The organism is Candidatus Afararchaeum irisae (genome assembly GCA_034190545.1).
GTDB classification, from domain to species: domain Archaea; phylum Halobacteriota; class Halobacteria; order Halobacteriales; family Afararchaeaceae; genus Afararchaeum; species Afararchaeum irisae.
Genome location: JAXIOF010000047.1, coordinates 1 through 8,954 on the forward strand (window position 1 = coordinate 1; position 8,954 = coordinate 8,954).

At 56.6% G+C, this 8,954-nt stretch carries 11 protein-coding genes; 6 read left to right on the forward strand and 5 right to left on the reverse strand.

Annotation, left to right across the window (positions count from 1 at the left end; genetic code table 11):
* Window positions 1–113 precede the first annotated feature (113 nt).
* Window positions 114–1,112, forward strand: coding sequence for a DUF63 family protein (locus SV253_06175; GenBank protein ID MDY6775649.1), 999 nt, complete (start codon window positions 114–116; stop codon window positions 1,110–1,112).
* A gap of 184 nt (window positions 1,113–1,296) precedes the next feature.
* On the opposite strand, the gene SV253_06180 is transcribed toward SV253_06175, so the two are convergent.
* Window positions 1,297–1,590: a ubiquitin-like small modifier protein 1 gene (locus SV253_06180; protein ID MDY6775650.1), complete on the reverse strand. Its 294-nt coding sequence runs from the start codon at window positions 1,588–1,590 to the stop codon at window positions 1,297–1,299.
* Window positions 1,591–1,706: 116 nt separating this feature from the next.
* Here SV253_06180 and SV253_06185 point away from each other — a divergent pair, with 116 nt between their 5' ends.
* Window positions 1,707–2,678: a tyrosine--tRNA ligase gene (locus tag SV253_06185; protein MDY6775651.1), complete on the forward strand. Its 972-nt coding sequence runs from the start codon at window positions 1,707–1,709 to the stop codon at window positions 2,676–2,678.
* Between the two features lies 1 nt (window position 2,679).
* Here the strand turns inward: SV253_06185 and SV253_06190 are convergent, their stop codons facing one another.
* Genes SV253_06190 through SV253_06200 form a run of 3 tightly spaced genes read right to left on the reverse strand, consistent with a single transcriptional unit; the run spans window position 2,680 to window position 4,542 of the window.
* Window positions 2,680–3,177 (reverse strand): hypothetical protein, encoded by a 498-nt coding sequence (locus SV253_06190; GenBank protein ID MDY6775652.1) that lies wholly within the window; start codon window positions 3,175–3,177, stop codon window positions 2,680–2,682.
* Window positions 3,174–3,482: a hypothetical protein gene (locus tag SV253_06195; GenBank protein MDY6775653.1), complete on the reverse strand. Its 309-nt coding sequence runs from the start codon at window positions 3,480–3,482 to the stop codon at window positions 3,174–3,176. The genes SV253_06190 and SV253_06195 overlap by 4 nt, the downstream gene beginning before the upstream one ends.
* On the reverse strand, window positions 3,472–4,542 hold the full coding sequence (locus SV253_06200) for a M14 family metallopeptidase (protein ID MDY6775654.1): 1,071 nt from the start codon (window positions 4,540–4,542) through the stop codon (window positions 3,472–3,474). The genes SV253_06195 and SV253_06200 overlap by 11 nt, the downstream gene beginning before the upstream one ends.
* A gap of 99 nt (window positions 4,543–4,641) precedes the next feature.
* Between SV253_06200 and SV253_06205 the strand changes: the two genes are divergently transcribed.
* The 3 genes from SV253_06205 to SV253_06215 all read left to right on the forward strand — a co-directional run bounded on the left by SV253_06205 (window position 4,642) and on the right by SV253_06215 (window position 6,819).
* The gene (locus tag SV253_06205; GenBank protein MDY6775655.1) at window positions 4,642–5,286 is read left to right on the forward strand and encodes a DUF1405 domain-containing protein; all 645 of its coding nucleotides are present in this window, start codon (window positions 4,642–4,644) and stop codon (window positions 5,284–5,286) included.
* Between the two features lie 86 nt (window positions 5,287–5,372).
* Entirely contained in the window at window positions 5,373–5,906 is a 534-nt protein-coding gene (locus SV253_06210; protein MDY6775656.1) for an AAA family ATPase, read from the forward strand.
* Entirely contained in the window at window positions 5,893–6,819 is a 927-nt protein-coding gene (locus SV253_06215; GenBank protein ID MDY6775657.1) for an RNA-guided pseudouridylation complex pseudouridine synthase subunit Cbf5, read from the forward strand. Before SV253_06210 ends, SV253_06215 begins: the two co-directional genes overlap by 14 nt.
* Window positions 6,820–6,864: 45 nt before the next feature.
* On the opposite strand, the gene SV253_06220 is transcribed toward SV253_06215, so the two are convergent.
* Window positions 6,865–7,326: a PGF-CTERM sorting domain-containing protein gene (locus tag SV253_06220; protein MDY6775658.1), complete on the reverse strand. Its 462-nt coding sequence runs from the start codon at window positions 7,324–7,326 to the stop codon at window positions 6,865–6,867.
* Between the two features lie 100 nt (window positions 7,327–7,426).
* Between SV253_06220 and SV253_06225 the strand changes: the two genes are divergently transcribed.
* Window positions 7,427–8,707 carry an adenosylhomocysteinase gene (locus SV253_06225; GenBank protein ID MDY6775659.1) on the forward strand — a complete coding sequence of 427 codons (1,281 nt, stop codon included), beginning with the start codon at window positions 7,427–7,429 and terminating at the stop codon, window positions 8,705–8,707.
* Window positions 8,708–8,954 lie beyond the last annotated feature (247 nt).

Here is an 8,954-nt window from a genome sequence, read left to right on the forward strand (position 1 = left end):
CGCGGACTGTGCTACTCGTTGAGGAAGGGGGCTTAGCGCCCTACATTCAGCTAAACCAAACCAAACTAACGTAAGCACTATACAACAGAGATACACGTATCCTAAGCACTACAATGTCCTCCGACTCCGAACCAAGTTCCCTCCCAGTCCCAAGCCTCTGGACAGCCGCTGTCGCAGTCCCCGCGGGTATCTTAGCCGTGGGTCTACTCGTCGCTCCCGAGGTCTTCTATGACAGGTTCATCTGGAAGTACTTCTACGGTCCTGTAAGGGCAGACGCACTCGGTCAGTCGAGCATAACACGTAACGGCGTGACCGCGTATCCCGGGTACACAGTCGTGAGTGAGGCGGGATACGCATACAGTCTCGGAGTTGCGGCGTTCGGGGTCGTACGTCTCCTTAGAAGATGGAACATAGCGACCTCTGACGGCTTTTTCTATGCCCTCTTCCCGTACGCATTCGTCGGAGGAGCCTTCCGTGTCGTCGAGGACACGGGCGTACTCGACTGGCCCATAAACTTCTTCGTGATCTCTCCGATCATCTACTTCGTGATGTTCGCGGTCGTCGTACTCTTCCTCTTTGTCTCTCTGAGTCTCGAAAGATCGGGATATGTCGACTCCTACACGAAGCCTCTTGCGGCTCTCGGCGTTGTCTGGCTCGTCGGACTCCTCTCGTTCCTCATCTGGTTCGGCGTCTCGAACGGTACTCTCGTGCCATGGGTTCCGTTCGCGACCTTCGGAATGGCGACTGCGGTATGGGCGGTAGTCTGGTACGGTATCAAGACCTTCGCTCCGTCTATCAACGAGGGTACGGGTAAGATGGGAGGAGTCATACTCTGGGGACATCTCGTCGACGGATCTGCGACAACGATAGGGATAGAGTACCTCGGTTACAGCCAGAAACACCCCGTCGTCCAGACGATAATACAGACCACGGGGACGACATACACATTCATACTCGTGAAGGCTGTCGCGGTTCTCGTCGTCCTCTACCTCTTCGACGAGGAGTCGTTCGAGGAGTTCGAGCGTCTGTCGTACATACTCCTCGTCGCGGTTCTGATGGTCGGCTTAGGACCCGGGTCACGTGACCTCCTCCGAGCGACTGTGGGAGTATAACTCATACTGAAGGACAAAAGAACGTGAATATGAATTTTTCATATAAGTCGCAAAGAATAACACGGGTACCGTATCCGACGTTTTCCGAGAAGACCGTATTCAATCTTTATCTTTATCTATTTTTGTAACAAGATCTTTGATCTTGCTTACTCACAGAGCTTCGCTTTGTGAATGTCCTCCAGTATCAGCCGCCGCTCACGGGAGGAAAGACCCCGAGTTCGTCGCCGTCTTCGACGGGCGTCTGTGGTCCGGCGTCGTCACCGTTGACTAAGAGATTTATGTGTCGACGTATCCCGTTGGAGTCGAGTATCCTGTCTTCGAGGTCGGGATACTCAGACACGAGTGAGTCTACGGCTTCTCCCACAGTGACCTTCGACGACTCCGACTCGACCCTTAGCTCGATCTTGTTTTCTCCGACCGTCTCAGCTAGATCAGCGAAGAGACGTACGCCGACCGTGACCGTGACAGTGTCTGCCATGTAGTTGTACCTTAATCCGAGTGGAGCGATAAACGTTTCTTTACATTACCGTATCGTACAGCGGCGTTGCGCGACGAAGGTGAAACTGTTTTTTAACCCCGAGACTGATTTCGAGTATGGATAATACAGACGCCGACCCGTACGACCTCATCACACGGAACACCGAGGAGGTCGTGACCGACGACGAGGCGCGTGAGATCGCCGAGGACACCGAGGGAAGAAGAGCTTACGTCGGCTACGAGCCGAGCGGCGCGCTCCATCTCGGACATATGCTGACCGCGAACAAGCTCATCGACCTCCAGGAAGCGGGTATAGACGTCGTGGTTCTCCTCGCAGACGTCCACGCCTACCTCAACGAGAAGGGTAGTTTCGATGAGATAGAGGAGATAGCCGAGTCGATGAAAGAACAGTTCATCGCATTCGGTCTCGACCCCGACAAGACCGAGTTCGTGATGGGGAGCGACTTCCAGTTCGACAGGGAGTACGTCTTAGACGTCTACTCACTCGCCGTAGACACCACGCTCAACAGGGCGGAGAGAAGCATGTCGGAGGTCGCGAGGAACGCAGACAACCCCAAGGTCAGCCAGGCTATCTACCCTCTGATGCAGGCTGTCGACATAGCCCACTTAGACGTCGACCTCGCTGTCGGAGGCATCGACCAGAGGAAGATCCATATGCTCGCGCGTGAGGGTCTTCCGAGTATAGGCTACGACTCTCCGACTGCTGTACATATGCCGATACTCACTGGTCTCGAAGGCGGAGGCGAGAAGATGTCTTCGAGCAAAGGTAATCTGATCGCTATGGACGACTCACGCGAAGAGATCGAGGAGAAGGTACAGAGCGCCTACTGTCCGCCCGAGGTCGAAGGAAACCCCGTCGCCGAGATCTACAGATACCACGTCTTCCCGAGGTTCGACGAGGTCGTAGTCGAACGTCCCGAGAAGTACGGCGGCAACCTCGAATACACCGAGTACAGCCGGCTCGCGGAGGATCTCGAATCGGGAGAACTACATCCACAGGACGCCAAGACAGCTCTCGTCGAGTACCTCGACCGTCTTATCTCGAAGGGACGCGAGAAGATAGACTAGACTAGTCGTGTTCGTACGGCGTCTCCTCCATAAGAGCCTGGAGGACACCCCGGTTTATACCGTCGCCCTCGGCTCCCGAGACACGTGTCTCCGGTATCGGAGTTACGTCGACGTCGGCGGGCAGCGACTCGGCTTCTCTCTCTGAGAGACGGAAGATTACCTGTCCGTCGGGATAACGCCCGAATACGGTCTGGGTCTCGGACTCGAAGACGACGCGTGTCAGAGACGGGCTGAAAAGACCTATAAGCGAGTCGAAAGCCGTCTCAACTTCTCCGTCACACCATCCCGTAGGGTCTTGTACTTGTATCCCCGCGGCTTCGACGACTTTCCCGAAGAGGTCGGGGTCTTCGTCTCTGAGACCGTCACACAGACCCCGGAAGTCGGCGCGTTCGACATCGCACGACTCGACGACTCTCGAAGCTATCTCACGGCTGACCTCGTCGTAGCTCTCCCTGTCGTCGGCGACGAGTTCGCGTCCGTCGAAGTAGTAGAGACTCATTCTTCCCAGACCTCGTGTGTCACCCTCTCGCCGTCGGAGACGACATGGACGTTGACCTCGACGTCGCCGCCTCTCCTGTCGACGACGTACTCCGCCTTAGTACCACTGTCCTCGGCTGTAAGACTCACGACGTAGTCGGTGTCACTCCGACTCTCTATGTCGGTGTCGTACCTCTCTGAGAGATCCTTCTTGAGACGGAAGAACCAGAGCTTGGTCTCCTTCCGTGTCTTGTGGCTAAAAGACGTCGAACTCGCCTCGTCGACGAATCTGTCGGCGTCTGCCTCGTAACCGGAATCAGGGCTCATAAGTCTCGACTATCGTGTCGCCGTCGGCGCGTCCGGCGTAGTAACAGATCCTCGACCCCTCCTCAACACCTAAGCCGAGCTGGAATGCGGTGACCCAGCCCTCGACGTCTGCCTCTACGACGTGTTTGGTCTCGCCGAAGGGGTCGGTTATCTCACAGATAGGATCGCCCTCCTCGACGAACTCACCCGTCTCGACGCGTTTTCTGAGAATTCCCGAGACGGGAGACTCGACCGTACATCTCCTGAAAGGATAGTCGGTGTCGAAGGCGGGTATTCCGTCGACGGGCTCCGTCCTCTGGTTCTCTTCGTCGTCGACGAACATACCGAGTCTCCTCATCACGTTTCTGACCCCCTTGACCGCGGCGTCGACGACCTCCGACTCAACTATGTAGTCGGAGCCGAGCTCGACTGTGATCGAGGGTATCCGTGCGGAGTTGACTATCGAGCCTCCGAGAGACCTGTGGAGACACTCGTCCCAGACGGTCTCCATATCGGGCGAGTTGATGGGCGTGAATCCGAAGGCATCAGCCATCTCCTTCATCTCGTCGGCTATCTCCTCTGCGTCGTCTGTCTCGGACTCCTCGGCGATCACACGCGGGAGTATCGTGAAAGGTACGCTCCCGACGTTCGAACAGTGGAGGTCTATGACCGCGTCGGCTGAGTCGGCTATCTCTGAGAAGACACGTCTGTTTATGATCTCCTGTGTCGATCCTGGCTCTCTGTCGTACCTGAAGTCAGGGAAGAGACGGTTAGGATCACGTGAGTCGTACTCCGACTCCCTCCTCGTTCTCCTCAGACCGCTCGGGTTGAGCGAGACAACTCCGACGACTGCACCCCGGATCGAGTCTGCGAGTTCGTCTGTGACTATCCTGTGTATCAGGGGGATTCCGGTGACCTCGTTGCCGTGAACGTTGGCTGTGAGCCAGAGGACAGGTCCGTCTTGTTCGCCTCTGGCGACCATCACGGGGGCTCTCTCGGTTCCTCCTGTAGGGGACGAGACGAGGTCTATGTATCCCTTGGTGACCTCGCCGCGTTCAGCCTCAAAGCTTCCGATCTTCATCTCGTTGGTGTCTCTAAGCCGCGTGAACTGATTGTTCTTTCGTTTGACGTGGAAAGCCTTTTCGTCCCGGCGTTCCCGACTCGACTACGAAGCTCTAGGATGAAGCTCACAGAACGGAAACACGTCTACGCTCAGAGGCTCCTTTCGAAGCCTCTCACGCTCGTCTGGCTCATACTCAGTAACTTCGTTGCCCTCCTGATAGGCGTCGACTTCTACGTCGAGACGATGCCCGACTACTCGCCGTTCGCGTGGATATTCTACCTCGACTCACCCGCGGCTCTCTTCTTAGCCCTCCTGAGTCTAACCACACTACTCCCAAGAGCCGGCGAGGAATTCGACGCGACAGAGACAGAGACAGAGACCAACACCGCCGTGACTTACCTACACACGGTAGCGGTAGTCTGGCTCGTCAAGTACTCCGTCTGGACCGCCGTGGCGTTAAATCTCGGCTTCGGAGAGTACTACCCCGAGGTATGGAACTACTGGGGTATACTGTTCACACATCTCCTCTTCCTACCCGAGGCTTACGTCCTTTCGGCTTACTCGGAGACGACACGGGGTGCTCTCGTGACCTCGGCAGTTCTACTCCTCCTCAATGACCTATTCGACTACACCACGGGTCTCCATCCGCCTCTCAGGTACGACCCGGGTCTCGTACTTCCCGCGGCGACGGTCGTCGTCACAGGAGTCTCGGTCGTCGCGGCGTGGCTCTGGATGGGAACCTCATCCTCAGGCTCAGGCTGATCCAGAGTCTGAGGCTCGGACGAAGAGGAGGGGAGGGAGCCGAGCAAAACACAAGATTTGATTAGGAAAACCGCCGAAGACAGTACATGATAATAACAGTCAGCGGTCCTCCCGGCAGCGGAACCACGACCGCGTCACGCGCGCTCGCTCCTGAATTCGACATGGATCACGTCTCAAGCGGCGACGTCTTCCGTTCTCTCGCGAAGGAACACGGAGTCTCACTCGGCGAGTTCAACCAGATCGCCGAGGAAGACCCCGAGATAGACAAGGAGATAGATCTGAGACAGAAGGAGATAGGCGAGGAGCGCGACAACATAATCCTCGAAGGACGTCTCTCGGGCTGGATGGTCGAGGACGCCGACCTCAAGGTATGGCTCAAGGCTCCCTTCGACGAGAGGGTCAGACGTGTCTCCGACAGGGAAGACGTCAACACGGAGACCGCGAGGGAGGAGTTACGACAGAGAGAGGAGTCGGAGGCGAAACGGTATCAGGAGATACACGGCATCGACATCTCCGATCTCTCAGTCTACGACCTCGTGGTAGACACATCGAAATGGAACGCCGAGAACGTCACGGAGATAATCGCGACAGCCGCAAGAAGGCTCGATGAAGAAGACTGACGACCGGGACCTCGATCCTGAAGACCTTCTCGGTAAGGGCTACGTCGTCGTAGACAAGCCGCCGGGTCCGACGAGCCACGAGGTCGTCTCGTGGGTCAAGGAGATGGTAGGCGTCGAGAAGGCGGCACACACGGGGACTCTTGATCCCGGGGTTACAGGCTGTCTTCCTGTTCTCTTAGGCAAGTCGGCGCGCGTCTCAGGACTCTTCAGGGGAGCCGACAAGGAGTACGTCTTCGTTCTGAGACTCCACGGCGATACTTACGAGAAACGCGTCGGGGAGGTCTTCGACGAGTTCGAGGGCGAGATATACCAGCGACCGCCGAAGAAAAGCTCCGTGAGACGACGTGTCAGGACGCGCGAGATAGAGTCTCTCGACGTACTTGAGACAGATCTCGGTGACAACGAGGACAACGACGGTGACGGAGACGGAAGACGTATCCTAGGGAGGGTGAGATGCGGCGCGGGAACCTACATACGTAAGCTGTGTCACGACATCGGCTTGGCTCTCGGAACCGGAGGGCATATGGAAGAGCTCAGAAGGACTGCGAGCGGCGGTTTCTGTGTCGAAGACGCCGTCTACCTCCAGGATCTCTCCGACTCTCTCCATCTCTGGCGCGAGGAGGGCGACGAGACGGAGCTACGCCGGATAGTGGAGCCTCTCGAAGACGTTCTTCTCGCGAAGTACCCAGCCGTTGAGATCACCGACGAAGCCGTCGCCGCGGTCGCACACGGTGCCCCTGTCTACGAGCCGGGTGTCGTAGCTGTGAGTCAGGAAGTAGACGACGGTGACACAGCGGTGGCTGTTTCGGGAGACGGCGAGGCTGTCTGTGTCGGTAAAGTGAGGAAAGACGACGTATTTCTGGAGCCTGACCACGTCGTCGTCGATGCCGACGGCTACGGGAAGATCTGGTGAAAAACGAAACGAAACGAAACGGAACTAAGAAAACAGTTTTCTACTCTACTTCTGAGTCTGACGTCGCGCGACCGAGTAGAGACCCGCTCCCACAAGGGCTACGAGGGCGACTACGGGACCGAATCCGGGGAGAGGACTTCCGCCTCCGTTCGAAGTCGTGTTGTTTATCTCCTGCTTTAGCTCCTGGTTTCTCTGACGTGCCGACTCTAACTCAGAACGTAGCTGCTCATTCTGAGACGTAATATTGTTGAGTCTCTGTTCAAGCTCGTCGTTTCTCTGGCTCAGCTCCTGTGTCTGGTTTCTGAGCCTCCCGTTCTCGTCCTGAAGCTGGTTGAGCGTCCTATTTAGCTTGTTAAGCTGACTGATTAGCTCCTCTGTGGTGTTACCCTGCTGTGCGAGTACTCCGTTAGAGACACCCGCTCCTGTCGTCTTAGCGCCCGCGGCTCCCGCGAACGCCAACGATGCTACGAGAAGACCGACCGTAACTAAGGCTGTCTTCCGAGACATGTCATATACAGACGGTGGGGTAGTATAACACATTTTTGATGCTGATGCTCGGGGAGTGAGTGACCGGAAGGATTTACACCGCTGAGAGCCAGTTAGAGACATGGACGAAGACATACACTCACACGCCGACGCCGACGCCGACGCCGACAGTGAGTCGGGAAGGCGTAAGATCGACTGGGCGCGCGAACATATGCCTATACTCTCTGAGATACGCAGCCGTTTCGTCGACGAGAAGCCGCTCGACGGCTACGTCATAGGGATGGCACTCCACGTCGAGGCGAAGACAGCAGTCCTCGCTGAGCTCTTAGCCGAGGGAGGCGCTGAGGTCGCAATCACGGGCTGTAACCCACTCTCGACACACGACGACGTCTCGGCGGCACTCGACGCCAACGACAACGTCACGAGCTACGCCAAGCACGGGGTCGACAAGGATGAGTACTACGACGCGATAGACGCCGTCCTAGACCACGACCCCGACATCACAGTCGACGACGGCGGCGACCTCGTTCTACGCGTCCACGAGGAGCGTCCCGAGATGATAGACTCGATCATAGGAGGCTGTGAGGAGACGACGACGGGAGTCCACCGTCTCCGTGCGATGGAGGAGGACGGCGCTCTCGACTACCCGATGTTTGCGGTCAACGACACGCCGATGAAGAGACAGTTCGACAACGTCCACGGAACGGGCGAGGCGTCTCTGTCGAGCATAGCTATGACGACCAACCTCCTATTCGCGGGTAAGAACGTCGTAGTAGGTGGATACGGAAACTGCGGCAAGGGCGTCGCGAAGAAGGCGGAGGGTCTCAACGCCAACGTCATAGTCACCGAGGTCGACCCGAGACGAGCACTCGAAGCCCACATGGAGGGCTACGAGGTCAAGAGCATGGACGAGGCGGCGGAGGTCGGCGATATATTCGTGACAGTCACCGGAAACAGGGACGTGATAGTCGAGGAACATTTCGAGAAGATGAAGGACGGTGCCGTACTCGCCAACGCGGGACATTTCGACATAGAGATAGACCTCGAAAAGCTCGAAGAGATCTCGGTCGGAACGCGCGAGGTACGTGACGGGATAGTCGAGTACGAGACCGAGGACGGACGACGTATAAACGTACTCGCCGAGGGACGTCTCGTCAACCTCGCGACTCCTGTGAGCTTGGGACATCCCATAGAGGTCATGGATCAGTCGTTCGGGGTACAGGCGCGGTCGGTCGAGTACCTCATAGAAAACGGTGAGGAGTTAGACGCGGGAGTCCACGAGGTACCCGACTCAGTCGACAGGGAGCTAGCCGAGACCAAACTCGACTCTCTCGGAATCGAGATAGACAGCCTCACCGACGAACAGGAGGAGTACATGGAGTCGTGGAGCCACGGGACATGAATCAGAGCCTTTCGAGACTCAGACTGAAGGACATTCACAAAGCGAAGCTTTGTGAGTAAGCAAGATCAAAGATCTTGTTACAAAAATAAATAAAGATTGAATACAGTCTTCTTGAAGGAAGTCGGATACGTACCTGTATTATTCTCTGTATCTCAAGCAAATCGAAGATTTGCGTACTCGTCGTGAATCTTCGGTATTCGGATAGCGGATTGATTTCGTAGCACTCTCGTTTCTTGCCCTACAACAC

Coding starts and splice junctions, on each gene's coding strand:
- SV253_06175 (MDY6775649.1), top strand. CDS start 114: ATGTCCTCCGACTCCGAACCAAGTTCCCTCCCAGTCCCAAGCCTCTGG.
- SV253_06180 (MDY6775650.1), bottom strand. CDS start 1,590: ATGGCAGACACTGTCACGGTCACGGTCGGCGTACGTCTCTTCGCTGAT.
- SV253_06185 (MDY6775651.1), top strand. CDS start 1,707: ATGGATAATACAGACGCCGACCCGTACGACCTCATCACACGGAACACC.
- SV253_06190 (MDY6775652.1), bottom strand. CDS start 3,177: ATGAGTCTCTACTACTTCGACGGACGCGAACTCGTCGCCGACGACAGG.
- SV253_06195 (MDY6775653.1), bottom strand. CDS start 3,482: ATGAGCCCTGATTCCGGTTACGAGGCAGACGCCGACAGATTCGTCGAC.
- SV253_06200 (MDY6775654.1), bottom strand. CDS start 4,542: ATGAAGATCGGAAGCTTTGAGGCTGAACGCGGCGAGGTCACCAAGGGA.
- SV253_06205 (MDY6775655.1), top strand. CDS start 4,642: ATGAAGCTCACAGAACGGAAACACGTCTACGCTCAGAGGCTCCTTTCG.
- SV253_06210 (MDY6775656.1), top strand. CDS start 5,373: ATGATAATAACAGTCAGCGGTCCTCCCGGCAGCGGAACCACGACCGCG.
- SV253_06215 (MDY6775657.1), top strand. CDS start 5,893: ATGAAGAAGACTGACGACCGGGACCTCGATCCTGAAGACCTTCTCGGT.
- SV253_06220 (MDY6775658.1), bottom strand. CDS start 7,326: ATGTCTCGGAAGACAGCCTTAGTTACGGTCGGTCTTCTCGTAGCATCG.
- SV253_06225 (MDY6775659.1), top strand. CDS start 7,427: ATGGACGAAGACATACACTCACACGCCGACGCCGACGCCGACGCCGAC.